Below are 15,922 nucleotides of genomic sequence, written 5' to 3'. Positions count from 1 at the left end.
GTACGCGGTAAGATATTTTATTCGTCCAACTTTAGAACCGCCATAAATGCTTCTTGCGGTACCTCTACCGAGCCGAGCTGGCGCATTTTCTTCTTGCCTTCTTTTTGTTTTTCAAGTAATTTCTTTTTACGGGTAATATCACCGCCATAGCATTTGGCAAGTACGTCTTTGCGCATTGCTTTTACCGTTTCTCGTGCAATAATCTTACCGCCGATTGCCGCCTGAATAGGCACTTCGAACATTTGGCGGGGGATGTTCTCCTTGAGTTTTTCGGTAAGCTTTCTACCGCGTGTGTAGGCACTGTCTGCAAATACAATAAACGAGAGCGCATCCACAACTTCGCCGTTGAGCAAGATATCCAGCTTCACCAGTTTTGAGCTGCGGTAGCCCGTAAGCTCGTAGTCGAACGACGCATAGCCCCTGGTGCGGCTTTTCAGCGCATCAAAGAAGTCGTAGATAATTTCGTTCAGCGGCAACTCGTAGTGCAGCTCTACACGGTCTTCATCGAGATATTTTGTATCTTTGTACTCGCCGCGGCGGCTTTGGCACAGCTCCATAATATTGCCGATAAACTGGCTGGGGGTAAAGATGGATGCGCGCACAAACGGCTCCTCGGCAGAAACAATGGTGCCGGGGTCGGGGTAGTTGGTGGGGTTATCGATTTGAATGGTTTCTCCGCTTGTCAGCGTCAGTTTATAAACAACGCTGGGCGCGGTGGTGATGATATCGATATTAAACTCGCGCTCAATGCGCTCTTGAATAATCTCCATATGCAGCAGCCCCAAAAAACCGCAGCGGAAGCCAAACCCCAGTGCAATTGAGGTTTCGGGTTCAAAGCTGAGGGAAGCATCGTTGAGCTGCAATTTTTCCAGTGCATCGCGCAGGTCGGGGTAACGCGCACTGTCGGTGGGGTAGATACCCGAGAACACCATAGGGTTTACCTTGCGGTAGCCGGGTAAGGCTTTATCACACAGGTTGTCCGCATCGGTGACGGTATCGCCCACTCTGGTGTCTTTTACATTCTTGATAGACGCCGTAAAATAGCCAACCTCGCCTGCTACCAACTCTTTTTCGGAGTTGAGACGGGTTGCACCCATTGTACCAACATCTACCACATCAAACTCGGCGCCTGTTTGCATCATTTTAACGGTCATGTCGGGGGTCAATTTCCCCTCCATTACGCGGACGTAAACAATAACGCCTTTGTAACTGTCGTAGTAACTGTCAAAAATCAGTGCTTTTAGCGGGGCATCTTCATCGCCTTTGGGTGCGGGTATATCGGTGACAATACGCTCCAGCACCTCATCTATGCCAATACCCTGCTTTGCAGATATTTTCGGTGCATCCATAGCGGGGATGCCGATGACATTTTCAATCTCATGACAAACACGGTCGGGGTCTGCGGCAGGCAAATCGATTTTATTGACAACGGGAACCACTTCTAGGTCATGCTCGATTGCAAGGTACGTGTTTGCAAGTGTTTGCGCCTCAATGCCCTGCGATGCGTCGACAACCAAAATTGCCCCCTCGCATGCCGCAAGCGAGCGCGATACTTCGTAGTTAAAGTCCACATGTCCCGGGGTATCAATCAGGTTTAAAATATATTCTTTACCGTCATTTGCCTTATATTTAACGGTGACAGCGCGTGCTTTGATGGTAATACCGCGCTCTCGTTCAATATCCATATTGTCAAGAAGCTGCTCTGACATATCCCGCAGTGCAACAGCGCTTGTTTTTTCAAGCAGACGGTCTGCCAGCGTGGATTTACCGTGGTCGATGTGTGCAATGATGCAAAAGTTTCTGGTTCTTTCGCGAATATTATCCATATAAACCTCCTGTGCGGCACTTGCCGCGCATAGCAATTACATTTTATTATAGCATAAAAGCGTTGATGTTACGATATATTTTACCGTTTTGCCAGTTACCCGGGAAATGGGCAACCAAAGGCAGTTCAATAAAAGTATAATAACCACATTGCGGTTATTATATCACATAAGAAAAGCTTTCAGCAATAGCGCATGTTGCCTTATAAATTAGTTTTACAAGATGTTCACAGCTTTTGGTGTATTTGCGGCAGAGCGCAAAAATCCACCATGTCTGGTAAGAGCATGGTGGTTGCTTAAAACTGTTCTGTTTTGCTATAGGATGAGGTTTTCCTCAACTGCGCGTACACCCAGTGCTGCTAGTTTAACGGCAAGCCTGCCTTTTACCGGCATATAAGGGCTCATTTTCTGCAAATATCCCGCTGCGGTGTTTAGACAGCCTACATTTACCTCATATTGCTCACCCATAACAGATACATTATAATGCAGCGCGTCTGTTTGGGCTGCCTGCAATAAAGGCACAAAGTCTCCGTATCCTGTTTGCCGCGTGTTGTTGTCTGCTACAGCAAAACCGCATAACAATACCATCAGTACCATTGTGCTAAAAAACGACAGCCCAAATATCCTTATTTTGTTTTTCATGTTTCACATCCAACTTATTTTTTAGTATCATTCAGCGTCTTTACCAATGCTTTGCCTAACAATTCACCGCTGTATTCGGCTTCTTCCAGCGTATTGCCGTGGCTGCCCACTTCCAGTAAAATAGAGCCCTTGGTCAAATCCATATTGTATTTGCGGTAACAAAAGAAGATTGGCCGCATCAGCCCCGCGTACATTTCTTCTGCATTGCTTTGCAGCGCTGCCGCAAAACGCAGGTTGCTACTCCAGTTCGGCACACCCATTGTGCCGTCTTCACACCCTGTAATAATCATTACCTGTGCGGCTTTTTTCCCGTCAATGTCTGCCGTTGCCTTTACAATCACGTTGTCCTCGGGCTGGATGGCATCGCGGTGAACATCCAGTACGGCTTTGATGGTGGGATATTTTTTTAGGTAACTCTTTACTGTTTCGGCACTGCGCTCGTACGAGCCATTATAAGAGGGGTAATCGTGCTGTGTGGTATCATGAATTACCCCAATGCCCGCATTTTTCAGTTCTTCGGCAATGCGGTTGCCCACCTGCACCATGTTGCACTCATTATCGGTACTGCGCCATGTTCCGCGTTTATCGTAAAAATCTACGGCAAAAGGCTCGTAGCTTTCGGTAGCATGGGTGTGTATGATCAGCACCTGCGGCTCGTCCGTTTGCTTTAGTTTCATCTCAAGCGGCTTATTCAGCTCTTTTTTTACATCCGCAGCGGTGAGTTTGGTCGAGTTTTTGAGATAGCCCGCTTTCAGCGGAATGTAGATGGGGCTGCGGTCTGCCCCGTATTGCAGCTCGCGTATGGTTCCGCGGTATTCGTCGGGGATGTCATCGGGGGAGGGGAGTTCGGGTTTTTGTTTTTCTTCTTCCGACGATTCACTCGGCGGCAGTGACGATGACTCGGGCTCGGACGAAGAAACAGGCGGGGGCGATTCGGATACCACGGCATCTTCTTTTTCACCGTTTTCAAACAGTTCCGAATTAAACCGTTCCTCCAGCATGGCAATACTGCCCTCGGGCATATTCATAGCGGCAGAAAGCATTGCGGCGCGCGCCGCCAAATTGCCCAGCAGCGGCAGGCACTTAATCAAGCCCCACACCGCAAACGGCAAGAGTAGCATTAGCGACAACGCTTTTTTTACCTGTAGCCTGTTTCTTCGTCTGCCCACTTATAATTCCCCCATGCTTGCACTTTGCGAGTAGATTCAACTCGCTCCACTATCAATGGATATGCATAAAATGGGGTTTTTATACTTTTAAAGATTATTATTCGCTCAGATAGACAATATCATCCAGGCTCATTTTGGGCTGAAGTGCGCGATTGATGGCGAGCGAAATTGCCTTAGCCGCCCGCTGAATGACAAGGTCAATTTCACGCGGGGTTACCATCATCATAGCGCCGCGCGGCTCAAAGCGCTCGCGAATTTGTTCGTCGCTCATCATTTCTTTTGCTTGCAGCAAGTCGCCCGCCAGTGTGGTTCCATCCACTACGGTGGGCACACCAATCGACACCACCGGTACACCGAGCGAATTTTTCGAAAGCTCTTTGCGTGTATTGGCAACACCCGAGCCGGGGGAGATACCGGTGTTGGATATCTGCACTGTGCAGCCCAAACGGTCCAGGCTGCGCGAGGCAAGCGCATCCACCGCAACAACACAGCTCGGCTGAATGTCTTTTACGATGGAAGATACCACCTCGCCCGTTTCTATACCGGTTTGCCCCAGTACGCCCGGCGCAATCGCCGCCACGGGGCGCAGGTGCGACAGCCCTGCTGCCTCGGCAACCTCGCCTTTGATGTGACGGGTGGCAATGATACCTTCAATCACCTTGGGGCCAAGTGCATCGGGCGTGATTTGATGATTGCCCAAACCCGCTACCAGTACCAACCCTTTGTCATCGTTTATCAGCCGCTGAATTTGTTGCGCCATCGCCTCGATTTCTTCATTTGCCGAAGTGACATCATCTGAAAAAGGCGGTACCGTAACGGTAACATATTCCCCAATGGGTTTGCCGATTTTTTGCGCTGCTTCTTCGCTTGTAATTTGGATTTTATTAATGGTAAGGTTGCCTACGGTTTCATCCTGCGAGACGATGCCGGGGATCTGTTCGGAGCGATGCTGTTCTTCCAGCTCCATTGCCAAGTCGGTACGAAAAATCATGGTAAATCCTCCTCAAATGCCCTGATTCGGGCTGTTATTTGCATGTTTCAATGTCATTATGGGCTTTTTTCAGAAAAATATTGGCTGTAAGCGATTTTTTCTTGAAAAATAGTTGCAATTTTGCCTCAAAAATGCTAATATAACTTGTACTGTCATGTGTAATGAAGGAGGTGTGAATATGCCTAACATTAAATCTGCTAAGAAAAGAGTTAGAGTGATTGCTGCAAAATCTGCTGAGAATAAAGCAGTAAAAACGAATCTCAAAACAGTAATTAAAAACGCGGAGTTGGCTGTTGCTAACAACGACGAGAATAAAGTAGAGGTTGTAAAGCTTGCAGTTAAGAAAATTGACCAAGCTGCCGCTAAAAATATTCTTCACAAAAACTGTGCAGCGAGAAAGAAATCTCACCTTGCAAGCAAACTGAATGCAGTTGGCTAAGTTTTAACGCTAAACAAAACGGCAAAAACAAGCAGATGCTATACAACGCGTCTGCTTTTTTGTTTGCCTTTTTTAAACATTATGCAAATTTTTTAACACAACGTTGACGAACCTGTCCTGTTTAGGGTATGATATTTTTAGAATCCTACAATAAACAGAAATGAGGGTTGCTGCAATGAAGCAAGATTCTGCTTTAAAAAAAATGTTGTCGGTTGTTGTTCCCATTGTCCTGCTGATGGGCTCGGTTGGGTATATTGTTTTTCGTCTGCTGAATGAACGCAGCTACCGTGAAAAATGGAAGGACTATGAAGATTGCGGGCTAATTTAGTTTAACAAAAGCAAAGAACCATCTGCTGCACAGCGGATGGTTCTTTTTTACTTATTTATCTTTTGCATAGTCAGCAAGCTGAATCGGTTCATCTGTACTGATATATAGTTCTTCTACATCTTGCTGTATTTTTTTCAGACGTTCAATTGTATCTGTAATTTCATTAAATAAACTGCTGTACATTTTTTGATATTCCGGCATACTTTCACCCCCTATAAAAATGCTACTGTATGGTTGCATATTATTCTTGATAATGCCACAAAATGGTAGCATAGTCAAGAGGTGATGTCATGTATTTTCAACGATTGGAAGATTTAAGGCTGGATGCTGACTTAACGCAAGAACAAGTTGCAACAATGCTGAACTGTAAACGCGAGGTTTACCGCAGATATGAAAAGGGTATTCGCGAAATACCTGTTTGGGCACTCATCAAATTGGCTGATTTTTATCAAACCAGTACCGATTATATCTTAGGAAGAACCAACCAAAAATAGTGGGGGTTAAGTTTTATCGCCGGGTTTAAAAATAAGAGCAACTATCAGTGCAAAAATAATTGCCGCCGCAATGCCCGCCGATGTAGCCGTAAGCCCGCCCGACAGGATACCGAACAAGCCCTTTTCTGCAAGCCCTTCGCGCACACCTTTTGCCAGGGTATGCCCAAAGCCGGTAAGCGGAACCGATGCACCCGCACCGGCAAAATCAATCAGCGGCTGGTACAGCCCCAAGCCCGAAAGAATTACGCCCAATACCACATAACCTACCAAAATTCGTGCAGGGGTCAACTTGGTTTTATCAATAAAAATCTGCCCTACGGCACACAAAATACCGCCGACAACAAATGCTTTTAAATAAGTTAAAAAAACTTCCATTACAATACCCCTTTCCGCACGGATTGAGAAGAAAGGTAAACGAGGTGGGCAATGCCCGGTATACTTTCGCCCTGCTGCACCGATGTGGGGCTCATGAGTGCACCGGTTGCAATAAACAGTACGTCGTTGAGCTCGCCGTTTTGTATTTTGGGCAGAATATCGGCACAGAGCACCGAGGCACTGCATCCGCAGCCCGAGCCTCCCGCATTTACATCCTGCTGATTCTCGCGGTCGTAAATAATCAAACCGCAATCGTTGTGCTTTGTACCCAGGCTGATGCCTTCGCGTGCAAGCAGTTGCTCCATTAGGTTGCTGCCCACTTCGCCGAGGTCGCCGGTGACAATCAAATCGTAGTTATCGGCATTGGTGCAAGTATCTTCAAAAAATGTTTGAATGGTTTTTGCCGCTGCCGGCGCCATAGCCGCCCCCATGTTGTTGGAGTCTTTAATGCCCAAATCTTCTATGGTACCCACACACACCGCCTTAACATAGGGCGGTTTTACGTTTTTGCCCACAACCACACTGCCCGAACCGGTTACTGTCCACTGTGCTGTGGGGGGGCGCTGCCCACCGTATTCCAGCGGGAACCGAAATTGCCGCTCTGCCGAGCAGAAGTGAGATGACGTCACTGCAATGCATCGGTTTGCCAGCCCCGAATCCACAAACATCGATGCAAGCGTAAGAGACTCTGACATGGTAGAACAGGCGCCGAATAAACCAAAAAAAGGGATTGAAAAATCGCGCAGGCCGTAAGTGGAACCGATGCATTGGTTGAGCAAATCACCCGCAAACATAAAATCAATCGCTTCGGGCGAAAGGTTTGCCTTCTCCAACGCTTTGCCCACACACAGCTTTTGCATTTGGCTTTCGGCTTTTTCCCAGCTTTGCTGGCCAAACGAAGTATCGTCGTTTAAAATATCGAATTTTCCACCCAACGGGCCTTGCCCCTCTTTTTTGCTTGCCACCGCTGCAAAGGACAGGATGGATGGCATACTGTCCAACCGCACGGTATGTGCGCCTAACTTGGTTGGCATTTTATCAAAACCTTTCAGTTTGTTGTTTTTATTGCGCAGGCAATAAGCCTGTATCTAATTGATTGCAATTTTGTATTTTCGAATGTTTAAATCAGCTTAAATAAATATAAAATCAGCCCGTAAATGACGCTGGCAGAAACACCGTAAACAATCACAGGCCCTGCAATGGTAAACATTTTTACACCAATACCCATAATCAAGCCTTCGCTTTTAAACTCAAGTGCAGGGGATGCGACCGCATTTGCAAAACCCGTAATGGGCACCAACGTACCTGCGCCGCCGTAACGTGCAAGGTTATCGTATAAATTCAGCCCCGTAAACAGTACGCTTAAAAACACCAAAGTAACCGATGCCGTTCCGCTCGCCATATCTTTATCGAGCCCCAGCTTTGTATAAAGGTTTACAAAAAACTGCCCCAGTGTACAAATCAACCCGCCTATTAAAAACGCCAACGCCATATTTTTGCCGAGATTCGAATTTGGCGCAGCTTTATTGCTAAGATTTTCGTATTCTTTTGGCGTTAATGCCATGGTTCATCACTCCTCCAATTTAAGGTACTACCACTGCCAAGCCGGATTATATAATCCGCACGCTGGCAAAAATGTTTAAAATTTCTTTCTATCGTAGTATGTGACTCTTTTATGAGTTTATGTTATAATACTTGGAGTAACAATTTGGTTTGGAGCTGTGAAAAATTTGCCTGAAAAAAAATTGAAGTTCAAAAAAAACGATTTTATTTTATTGGGGGTTCTATTGGTTGCGGCATTAGCAGTCGCTGCATTTTATTTTATTGGTTCAAATAACGATCATCCCATTGCCGTTATTAGTGTTGACGGTAAAAATATTATGAAAGTAGACCTTGCGAAAGCAGAGGACAAGACCTTCTCGCTTGATAAAAAAAGCGGTCTACCTGTAAGTTTTGAGATAAGAGACCACAAAATACGTTTTGTAGACGTAAATTGCCCCGACCATGTTTGCGAAAACGTAGGTTTTATCAGCAGGTCGGGCGAAAGTGCAGTGTGCTTACCCAATAAAACCGCATTGGTTATCCGCTAAACAATTGCAGAAATGGTAATTTTCAAAATTATTTTTTGCTTTTTAAGATTTGCCGTAGGGTTTTACCGCCGGACGGCTTTTCTTTTACCTAAAAATTAATTTACAAAAAATGCTTATTTAAATCAGCGCAATATATACTTTTTTAGTTGACAAATTTGAAGTGATATGCTAAAATGAACATTGTTCAGTTTGGAGGTTTGTTATGAATAAAACTTTGACATCGCGGGAGGCAATTCTTTCTGTCGGCAAAGAGGTAGTGTCGCAATCGGGCATACAAGCCTTGAATATGAGAGATGTTGCTCTTAAATGCGGTGTATCGGTAGGCTCAATATACAACTACTTTCCATCAAAAAGCGATTTGGTTCTGGCAACGGTAGAATCTGTTTGGCGAGAAATTATGCACGATTCAAAAGGTTGCTGCAGCCAATCCGGTTTCGTCCAAAGCGTTTTGTCTTTGTTCGAGAGTGTTCAAAAAGGCTGCAAAAAATACCCCTCTTTCTTCAGTTTGCATTCCATGAGTTTTGCGAACGTAGATAAAAGCAAAGCTCGAGAAGTGATGAAGCAATATTTTAGTCATATCAAGCGCGCCTTGTTAGAGGCGTTAGAAAAAGACCAGGCCGTTCGAAAAAATACGTTCTCAGATAACTTTACAAAAACTGAATTTGTAGATTTTGTATTCTCCAACATCCTTACATTGCTTATGAGAGAAGAAGCTTCTTGTAACTGTTTATTGGAAGTTATTAAGCGTACAATTTATTAAGCAAATTTACCCACCAAACAGGTGGGTTTCAATAGATATCTAACTGAACAATGTTCATAATAGGAGGTTTTACAATGCAATCAATTATGGAAACGATATTTGATGTAGTTTATCTCACCACTGTGGTTACCCTGGGTATCCTTATGGTTAAAAACGCCAAAGGCAATAAACAATACTTACTATTTGGTATTATGGCGATTGTGCTTGGCTCGGGCGATGCCTTCCACCTTGTTCCGCGTGCTGTCGCTTTATCTACAACAGGGCTTGAAAATTACACTGCGGCACTGGGAATCGGTAAATTTATCACTTCCATCACCATGACTTTGTTTTATATTCTTTTGTACTACATTTGGCGCAAACGCTACGATATACAGGGCAAACAAGGGGTTACTTTCGCAGTTTATCTTTTGGCTATTGTTCGAATTGCACTGTGCTTCTTCCCCCAAAACGCATGGACGAGTGCAAATGCGCCCTTATCGTGGGGGATTTACCGCAACATTCCCTTTGCGCTTTTAGGGCTGCTGATTATCGTGTTGTTCTACCAAAGTGCAAAGCAACACAATGACCGCTCTTTTGGTTTTATGTGGCTGACCATTGTGCTAAGCTTTGCTTTTTATATCCCGGTTGTTTTATGGGCAGATACCTTCCCCCTTGTTGGTATATTAATGATACCGAAAACCTGTGCCTACGTTTGGACGGTTTGGATTGGGTATAGCGATATGAAAAGAAGCATTCATAAATAAGCTCAAAAACGCAATTGGCAGGCAGTAAATATTACTGTCTGCCAATTTAACCTCTTTCATTACATTTTAAACTCCACTAAGAAACCGGACAAAATGCTTTACGTCATAGGCGTGTTTTAAAAGAGCTCGTTTAAAAACGATGGCTCTTTTTTTGCGTGTTATGCTTATAATCTCCAACTTAAATACATATTGTCGAATGACCCATTTTGTCTACATAAACATCAATCTCATCGCCTTTATTTTGGCGGGGCTTATCCCATAATAAATAGCTCTTTTTGTTAAACGTATTACCATCAAATGAGTATGCGTAATAAATTCTGTATGGCGACTGTCTTCGGTAAGAAATCGATTTTATACGCTTAACACTTTCGACATATCCTTTTATATTAATACCTTCGCTGTGCAAAGTATTATGCAATTTATTCTTCAAAACACTTATCCAACTAAGTATAAATGCAGCAATGGCAAACAAGCCGCCAATGGTACTAAAGACAGTGCCCATGATACTTGCATCTTGCACCATTGAATTTTTACTCGGGCTCATAACACCGAAAAATAACAATATGCCCATAAGCAAAAATAGGACCGCAAGAATGAGAAATATTTGAGAAAAAGGTTTGCTGACATATTTAGGGTTTCTCACAAAATCCTCTCCTTTTCGCAAAATACAAATGATTTTTATATCTTCATATACTGTATAAAATGTAACTTCAACCACAACATGGCTAAGCCGAGATACGTTATTTACGACTTTCTTGTAGGGAGATTTCGCGAACCCTCATAACATAAAAGCGGTAATTACAGCATTTTGTAATTACCGCTTTTAGAAAGTATGCCTATCCCGTACAGTCTAATGTCCGGTTCTTTTTTTATATTTTACTTTATTCTTCAGGCTCTTCGTCCACGTCAGCAATCTCTTCGGCTGCCTCAGTTGCGTCCTCACCGATATTTTCCGGCTCATTCTGTTGTGCCTCTCCGGTTTCACCGTCAAGTTCGTCTTCAATCTCGTCGTCATCAACGTCCTCTTTGGGCGCACGGGCGAGGGTAACAATGCGTCCGCCGTCGGCAACACGCATAACACGCACACCGCCTGCGTAACGAGACTGCTTGTTGATTTCGTCTACCGAGATACGGATGATAACGCCGTCATCGGTAATCATAATGACATCATCGTCGTCATCAACTACCTTAATGCCTGCAACCAAACCTTTTTCCTCATTGCACTTGTAGTTGAGGATGCCCTTACCGCCGCGGTTTTGCAGGCGATACTCGTCAATTTCTGTACGTCTACCCGAACCTTTTTCGGTAATGGTGAGGATGGTAGCACCCTCGCGGGTTCTTGCCATGCCTACAACCTCGTCACCCTCTTTGAGACTGATTGCACGTACACCGCGTGTATTTCTGCCCAACGGGCGAAGGTCGGTCTCTTTAAAGCGGATCGCCATACCCATTCTGGTTGCGATAATCATTTCGTTTTCGCCGTTTGTTTCGCGAACCCAGGCAAGCTCGTCACCCTCGTCTAGGCTGATAGCGATAAGACCGCCTTTGCGCACATTTTTATACAGCGAAAGCTGGCTGCGCTTTACAGTACCCTGACGAGTAACCATAACAAGATATTTATCATCATCGTACTCGCCTACCTTGATCATCGAGGTGATTTTTTCACCCTGCTCAAGCGGCAGAAGATTGATGATGTTGGTGCCTCTTGAGGTACGGCTGCATTCGGCAATCTCGTAGCCTTTCAAGCGGTATACACGCCCCATGTTGGAGAAGAACATCACGTAATCGTGTGTAGAACAGATAAACAGCTCCTCCACAAAATCTTCATCACGGCGCGTCATGCCCGAAATACCTCTGCCGCCGCGGCGCTGTGTTTTATAAACATCCATCGCCATACGTTTGAGGTATCCAAAGTGGGTGAGCGTAATAACGCAATCCTCAACCGGTATTAAATCCTCAATATCAACCTCACCGCTTACTGCCATAATCTCGGTGCGGCGTTCATCACCAAATTTATCTTTTATTGCGGTAATCTCTTCCTTGATAATTTGCAAAACTTTGTTTTCATCCGAAAGAATTGCTTCGTATTCGGCGATTTTAGCCATAATCTCAGCCAGCTCGTTTTCAATTTTCTCGCGTTCCAAACCGGCAAGCTGCCCTAAACGCATTGCAATAATTGCGGATGCCTGAATTTCGGTAAGACCGAAGCGTTCCATCAATCGGGGCTTACTCTCGTTATTATCGCGCGAAGAACGAATGATGGAGATAACCTCATCAATATTATCCTGTGCAATTTTTAAGCCCTGTAAAATATGTTCACGATCTTGCGCTTTGCGCAGGTCGAATTTTGTTCTGCGAACGATAACCTCTTCTTGAAACTTGATGTATTCATGCAGCATTTCTTTCAAGGTGAGTTCTTTTGGTACACCATCTACAATGCAAAGCATAATCACACCCACGGTTTCTTGCATTTGGGTATAACTATACAGTTGGTTCAGCACAATTTGTGCGTTCGCTTCTTTTTTCAGCTCTACCACAATCCGCATACCGTCGCGGTCCGATTCGTCGCGCAGGTCGCTGATCATTTCAATCCGTTTGTCTTTTACAAGTTCCGCCATGTTTTCAATCAAACGCGATTTGTTTACCATGTACGGAATTTCGGTTACAACTATGCGCTCTCTGCCGTTTTTAAGCTCTTCGATTTCTGCACGGGCACGCAGAATAATGCGCCCGCGCCCTGTGGCATAAGCACTGCGGATGCCTTTGCGCCCCATAATAATGCCCGCAGTGGGGAAGTCGGGGCCTTTGACATGCTCCATCAAATCGTCCAGTGTGGCATCGGGGTTGTCAATCAGGCAGCAGGCAGCATCAATTACCTCGCGCAGGTTGTGCGGAGGAATATTGGTTGCCATACCAACAGCAATACCCGTTGAACCGTTTACCAAAAGGTTGGGGTAGCGCGAGGGCAAAACAGAGGGTTCCAAAATACGGTCATCGTAGTTGGGTGTAAAATCCACAGTTTCTTTATCAATATCGGTAAGCAGTGGCATTGCCATTTTCGCCATTCTGCTCTCGGTGTATCGGTAAGCAGCCGCTGGGTCGCCGTCAACCGAACCAAAGTTTCCGTGGCCGTCCACAAGCGGATAACGCAGGGAGAAATCCTGCGCCAAACGTACCAAAGCATCGTAAACCGAGGCGTCACCATGCGGATGATAACGACCCAGTACGGTACCTACGGTATCCGCGCATTTACGGTATGCTTTTTCGGGGTACAATCCATTTTCATACATTGTGTACAAAATTCTTCTGTGTACGGGCTTTAAGCCATCGCGCACATCCGGCAGAGCACGCGCCACAATGACGGACATGGAATAGTCGAGGAAAGACTTTTTCATCTCCTGCTCAATGTCTACAACAATGAGCTTTGAATCCTCATTATACATCTATTAATCACCATTCTTCTGCAGGTAGCACCCATAAAAACGTTACAATTCATCGGTGTTAATCGGGCTAAAACCTGCTGTATTTTTCTGATACCCTGCGGGGCAAGGTTTGTGTGTTTATCATTCAGAAATTTTTCGGTAATTCTCAGCCATCCCGCTGATAAAAAGCTGCTTTGCGGCTTCCAGCTGTTCGCCGAAATACCGTTTGGGAATTACCATCAGCGCATATTGTTTATGAAACAGCAAAAACAGGCTGTCACTTTCGATTGTACGCATCTCACTGTAAAACAAACGGTGGGTTTGCTCCCCTTCGGTTATTGCAATACCCTTTGCAAATACGCGCAGGCAGTAGGTTGCACCTTTTTCGGCAATCTGCTTTGCAAGTTTATGCCGGTTACTGTGCGGGCGAATCCACCGCATATACAGGGTATAAACCGCTGCTGCTGCAAATACCGCACTGAACAGCGGGGAAATCGGCAGCATACCGGCGGCAAATGCGCACCAGGTTATCAGCACTACCCAGCGTTTGTTTTTGGTGTCGGCACGTTCTGCAAGTTTCAGTGCAAGCATCAGGTCGTCGTAGTTTGTTTGGTATTCAATCTGTACGGCACAATCGTCGGTTTGTTCCATCGTTCCACCTCAAATTTAAATGTCGAGATTTCGTACATAACGCGCATTTTTCTCTATAAACTCACGGCGCGGGGCAACTTTGTCACCCATCAGAATTGTAAATATTTCATCCGCTGTTGCCGCATCTTCCATATCCACTTTAATCATCGTACGAGTCTCGGGGTCCATTGTGGTTTCCCACAGCTGCACCGGGTCCATCTCACCGAGACCTTTGTAGCGCTGGATGTCTTTTTTAATATTTGGGTTTTCGACGGCATCGGGGTAAAGTTCGATAGTATACTGGTCTCTCTCCTCCTCGGAGTAAGCATAGCGCACCTTTTTGCCGCGTGCCACTTTAAACAGCGGGGGTTGTGCGAGGTAAATATGTCCATCCTCTATTAACGGCCGCATAAAACGGAAGAAGAAAGTGAGAAGCAGGGTACGAATATGAGAACCATCGACATCGGCATCCGCCATGATAATAATTTTACCGTAGCGCAATTTTGTGATGTCGAACTCGTCCCCGATTCCGGTGCCCAGTGCGGTGACAACAGGCATCAGCTTTTCGTTGCCGTAAACACGCTCAAGCCTTGCTTTTTCTACATTGAGCATTTTGCCCCACAGCGGCAGAATCGCCTGAAAGCGCCTGTCTCTGCCCATCTTGGCAGAGCCGCCTGCCGAGTCACCCTCGACGATGTAAATCTCGGTACCCTCGCTGCCGCGTTCGGAGCAGTCGGCAAGTTTGCCGGGCAGGCTCGCCGTTTCTAAAGCCGATTTACGGCGGGTGAGGTCTCTTGCACGGCGGGCAGCTTCACGCGCTTTTGCAGCGGTGGTAGCTTTTTCTAAAATCGCCCTTGCGGTAGCCGGGTTTTCTTCAAAATAGGTCATCAGCTTGTTGTACACCAAACCCTCCACAATCGAGCGGATATCGGTGTTGCCAAGCTTGGCTTTTGTCTGGCCTTCAAACTGTGCATCGGTCAGCTTAACCGAAATAATTGCGGTAAGCCCTTCGCGTACATCCTCGCCCACGAAGTTTTTATCGGCTTCTTTAAGAATATTGTTTTTACGTGCATAGTCGTTAAACACACGGGTAAGTGCATTTTTAAAGCCTGTTTCGTGGGTACCGCCATCGGTGGTATGGATGTTGTTGGCAAAACTCAGTAAAACTTCGTTAAAGCTGTCATTGTACTGCATGGCAACTTCGGCTGTGGTGTTCCCCTCGGCGGCAGAAAGATAAATAACCTCATCGTGCAGCGTTTCTTGGGCTTTTTTGATGTGAATATGCTCTACAAAACTGCGGATACCACCCTCGTAATGCAGTTTGTCTTCGCGCGGGTTGAGTAAATCGCGCGTATCGGTGAGCAAAATATTCACGCCTGCATTCAAAAATGCTTGCTCACGCAGGCGGTTCAGTAAAATATCGTATTCATATGTGGTTGTCTCCGAAAATATCTCGGGGTCGGGTTTAAATAAAACGGTGGTGCCGGTCTCGGTGGTATCGCCCACAATTTTTAGCGGCGCAACCAGGTTGCCGCGCTCGAACCGCTGATAATAGCGGTGCTCACCGTCGCAAACCTCAACCTCGAGATATTCTGACAACGCATTTACAACCGATGCACCTACACCGTGCAAACCGCCTGAAACTTTGTAACCGCTGCCGCCGAATTTACCGCCCGCATGCAGGATAGTAAATACCACGGTAACTGCAGGTAGCCCTGTTTTGGCATTGACGCCGACGGGAATACCACGGCCGTTGTCGGTAACCTTAATGATATCGCCTTGCATAATTTCTACCGTAATTTGTGTACAGTAGCCGGCAAGAGCCTCATCGATGGCGTTGTCCACTACCTCATACACAAGGTGATGCAGACCTTTCGGCCCGGTAGAACCGATGTACATACCCGGGCGTTTGCGAACCGCTTCAAGCCCTTCGAGTACCTGAATATCATCTGCGCTGTAGTTGTTTTCGTGCATTGTGTGAGGTGTATTTTCCAATGCTATGACCTCCATTAGGGG

At 45.8% G+C, this 15,922-nt stretch carries 18 protein-coding genes; 6 read left to right on the top strand and 12 right to left on the bottom strand.

Going from position 1 to position 15,922, the window contains the following annotated elements:
• Positions 1-17: 17 nt before the first annotated feature.
• The 4 genes from lepA to gpr all read right to left on the bottom strand — a co-directional run bounded on the left by lepA (position 18) and on the right by gpr (position 4,625).
• Positions 18-1,826, bottom strand: coding sequence for a translation elongation factor 4 (lepA, locus tag EDD70_RS10440; RefSeq protein ID WP_092754932.1), 1,809 nt, complete (start codon positions 1,824-1,826; stop codon positions 18-20).
• A gap of 312 nt (positions 1,827-2,138) precedes the next feature.
• Positions 2,139-2,465, bottom strand: a complete 327-nt coding sequence (locus EDD70_RS10435; RefSeq protein ID WP_092754929.1) for a hypothetical protein — start codon at positions 2,463-2,465, stop codon at positions 2,139-2,141.
• Positions 2,466-2,479: 14 nt separating this feature from the next.
• On the bottom strand, positions 2,480-3,634 hold the full coding sequence (gene spoIIP / locus EDD70_RS10430; RefSeq protein WP_092754926.1) for a stage II sporulation protein P: 1,155 nt from the start codon (positions 3,632-3,634) through the stop codon (positions 2,480-2,482).
• A 97-nt stretch (positions 3,635-3,731) separates the two neighbouring features.
• On the bottom strand, positions 3,732-4,625 hold the full coding sequence (gene gpr, locus EDD70_RS10425; RefSeq protein ID WP_092754923.1) for a GPR endopeptidase: 894 nt from the start codon (positions 4,623-4,625) through the stop codon (positions 3,732-3,734).
• 178 nt (positions 4,626-4,803) lie between these two features.
• On the opposite strand from gpr, the gene rpsT reads away from it, so the two are divergent.
• Both rpsT and EDD70_RS14935 read left to right on the top strand, forming a co-directional pair.
• On the top strand, positions 4,804-5,064 hold the full coding sequence (rpsT, locus tag EDD70_RS10420; protein WP_092754920.1) for a 30S ribosomal protein S20: 261 nt from the start codon (positions 4,804-4,806) through the stop codon (positions 5,062-5,064).
• A 175-nt stretch (positions 5,065-5,239) separates the two neighbouring features.
• Positions 5,240-5,392, top strand: coding sequence for a hypothetical protein (locus tag EDD70_RS14935; RefSeq protein ID WP_162840893.1), 153 nt, complete (start codon positions 5,240-5,242; stop codon positions 5,390-5,392).
• A gap of 51 nt (positions 5,393-5,443) precedes the next feature.
• Here EDD70_RS14935 and EDD70_RS14930 read toward each other — a convergent pair whose 3' ends face one another.
• Entirely contained in the window at positions 5,444-5,593 is a 150-nt protein-coding gene (locus tag EDD70_RS14930) for a hypothetical protein (protein WP_162840892.1), read from the bottom strand.
• Positions 5,594-5,682: 89 nt separating this feature from the next.
• Here EDD70_RS14930 and EDD70_RS10415 point away from each other — a divergent pair, with 89 nt between their 5' ends.
• Positions 5,683-5,886 carry a helix-turn-helix domain-containing protein gene (locus tag EDD70_RS10415; RefSeq protein ID WP_092754917.1) on the top strand — a complete coding sequence of 68 codons (204 nt, stop codon included), beginning with the start codon at positions 5,683-5,685 and terminating at the stop codon, positions 5,884-5,886.
• A 6-nt stretch (positions 5,887-5,892) separates the two neighbouring features.
• Here EDD70_RS10415 and spoVAE read toward each other — a convergent pair whose 3' ends face one another.
• The 3 genes from spoVAE to spoVAC form a co-directional block, all read right to left on the bottom strand.
• On the bottom strand, positions 5,893-6,261 hold the full coding sequence (gene spoVAE, locus EDD70_RS10410) for a stage V sporulation protein AE (protein WP_092754914.1): 369 nt from the start codon (positions 6,259-6,261) through the stop codon (positions 5,893-5,895).
• Positions 6,261-7,295, bottom strand: a complete 1,035-nt coding sequence (spoVAD, locus tag EDD70_RS10405) for a stage V sporulation protein AD (protein ID WP_092754911.1) — start codon at positions 7,293-7,295, stop codon at positions 6,261-6,263. Before spoVAD ends, spoVAE begins: the two co-directional genes overlap by 1 nt.
• 86 nt (positions 7,296-7,381) lie before the next feature.
• Positions 7,382-7,825: a stage V sporulation protein AC gene (gene spoVAC / locus EDD70_RS10400; protein WP_092754908.1), complete on the bottom strand. Its 444-nt coding sequence runs from the start codon at positions 7,823-7,825 to the stop codon at positions 7,382-7,384.
• 166 nt (positions 7,826-7,991) lie between these two features.
• On the opposite strand from spoVAC, the gene EDD70_RS10395 reads away from it, so the two are divergent.
• The 3 genes from EDD70_RS10395 to EDD70_RS10385 all read left to right on the top strand — a co-directional run bounded on the left by EDD70_RS10395 (position 7,992) and on the right by EDD70_RS10385 (position 9,854).
• Positions 7,992-8,351 carry a NusG domain II-containing protein gene (locus tag EDD70_RS10395; RefSeq protein WP_162840891.1) on the top strand — a complete coding sequence of 120 codons (360 nt, stop codon included), beginning with the start codon at positions 7,992-7,994 and terminating at the stop codon, positions 8,349-8,351.
• Positions 8,352-8,553: 202 nt separating this feature from the next.
• A complete protein-coding gene (locus EDD70_RS10390; RefSeq protein ID WP_092754902.1) occupies positions 8,554-9,111 on the top strand; it encodes a TetR/AcrR family transcriptional regulator in 558 nt (185 codons plus the stop codon).
• A gap of 74 nt (positions 9,112-9,185) precedes the next feature.
• Positions 9,186-9,854 (top strand): hypothetical protein, encoded by a 669-nt coding sequence (locus EDD70_RS10385; protein WP_092754899.1) that lies wholly within the window; start codon positions 9,186-9,188, stop codon positions 9,852-9,854.
• A gap of 178 nt (positions 9,855-10,032) precedes the next feature.
• Here the strand turns inward: EDD70_RS10385 and EDD70_RS10380 are convergent, their stop codons facing one another.
• The 4 genes from EDD70_RS10380 to gyrB all read right to left on the bottom strand — a co-directional run bounded on the left by EDD70_RS10380 (position 10,033) and on the right by gyrB (position 15,916).
• Positions 10,033-10,497 carry a DUF2189 domain-containing protein gene (locus EDD70_RS10380; protein WP_092754896.1) on the bottom strand — a complete coding sequence of 155 codons (465 nt, stop codon included), beginning with the start codon at positions 10,495-10,497 and terminating at the stop codon, positions 10,033-10,035.
• A gap of 238 nt (positions 10,498-10,735) precedes the next feature.
• Complete coding sequence (gyrA, locus tag EDD70_RS10375; RefSeq protein WP_092754893.1) at positions 10,736-13,297, bottom strand: DNA gyrase subunit A; 2,562 nt, start codon at positions 13,295-13,297, stop codon at positions 10,736-10,738.
• A 120-nt stretch (positions 13,298-13,417) separates the two neighbouring features.
• Positions 13,418-13,927: a YcxB family protein gene (locus EDD70_RS10370; RefSeq protein WP_092754890.1), complete on the bottom strand. Its 510-nt coding sequence runs from the start codon at positions 13,925-13,927 to the stop codon at positions 13,418-13,420.
• A 15-nt stretch (positions 13,928-13,942) separates the two neighbouring features.
• Complete coding sequence (gene gyrB, locus EDD70_RS10365) at positions 13,943-15,916, bottom strand: DNA topoisomerase (ATP-hydrolyzing) subunit B (RefSeq protein ID WP_092754887.1); 1,974 nt, start codon at positions 15,914-15,916, stop codon at positions 13,943-13,945.
• Between the last annotated feature and the right edge of the window lie 6 nt (positions 15,917-15,922).

Source organism: Hydrogenoanaerobacterium saccharovorans, assembly GCF_003814745.1.
Taxonomy (GTDB): domain Bacteria; phylum Bacillota; class Clostridia; order Oscillospirales; family Ruminococcaceae; genus Hydrogenoanaerobacterium; species Hydrogenoanaerobacterium saccharovorans.
This window is presented reverse-complemented; position numbering and strand designations above follow the sequence as displayed.

Coding starts and splice junctions, on each gene's coding strand:
- lepA (WP_092754932.1), bottom strand. CDS start 1,826: ATGGATAATATTCGCGAAAGAACCAGAAACTTTTGCATCATTGCACAC.
- EDD70_RS10370 (WP_092754890.1), bottom strand. CDS start 13,927: ATGGAACAAACCGACGATTGTGCCGTACAGATTGAATACCAAACAAAC.
- gpr (WP_092754923.1), bottom strand. CDS start 4,625: ATGATTTTTCGTACCGACTTGGCAATGGAGCTGGAAGAACAGCATCGC.
- EDD70_RS10390 (WP_092754902.1), top strand. CDS start 8,554: ATGAATAAAACTTTGACATCGCGGGAGGCAATTCTTTCTGTCGGCAAA.
- spoVAE (WP_092754914.1), bottom strand. CDS start 6,261: ATGGAAGTTTTTTTAACTTATTTAAAAGCATTTGTTGTCGGCGGTATT.
- EDD70_RS10385 (WP_092754899.1), top strand. CDS start 9,186: ATGCAATCAATTATGGAAACGATATTTGATGTAGTTTATCTCACCACT.
- rpsT (WP_092754920.1), top strand. CDS start 4,804: ATGCCTAACATTAAATCTGCTAAGAAAAGAGTTAGAGTGATTGCTGCA.
- EDD70_RS10435 (WP_092754929.1), bottom strand. CDS start 2,465: ATGAAAAACAAAATAAGGATATTTGGGCTGTCGTTTTTTAGCACAATG.
- gyrA (WP_092754893.1), bottom strand. CDS start 13,297: ATGTATAATGAGGATTCAAAGCTCATTGTTGTAGACATTGAGCAGGAG.
- gyrB (WP_092754887.1), bottom strand. CDS start 15,916: ATGGAGGTCATAGCATTGGAAAATACACCTCACACAATGCACGAAAAC.
- EDD70_RS14935 (WP_162840893.1), top strand. CDS start 5,240: ATGAAGCAAGATTCTGCTTTAAAAAAAATGTTGTCGGTTGTTGTTCCC.
- EDD70_RS10415 (WP_092754917.1), top strand. CDS start 5,683: ATGTATTTTCAACGATTGGAAGATTTAAGGCTGGATGCTGACTTAACG.
- spoVAC (WP_092754908.1), bottom strand. CDS start 7,825: ATGGCATTAACGCCAAAAGAATACGAAAATCTTAGCAATAAAGCTGCG.
- spoVAD (WP_092754911.1), bottom strand. CDS start 7,295: ATGCCAACCAAGTTAGGCGCACATACCGTGCGGTTGGACAGTATGCCA.
- EDD70_RS14930 (WP_162840892.1), bottom strand. CDS start 5,593: ATGCCGGAATATCAAAAAATGTACAGCAGTTTATTTAATGAAATTACA.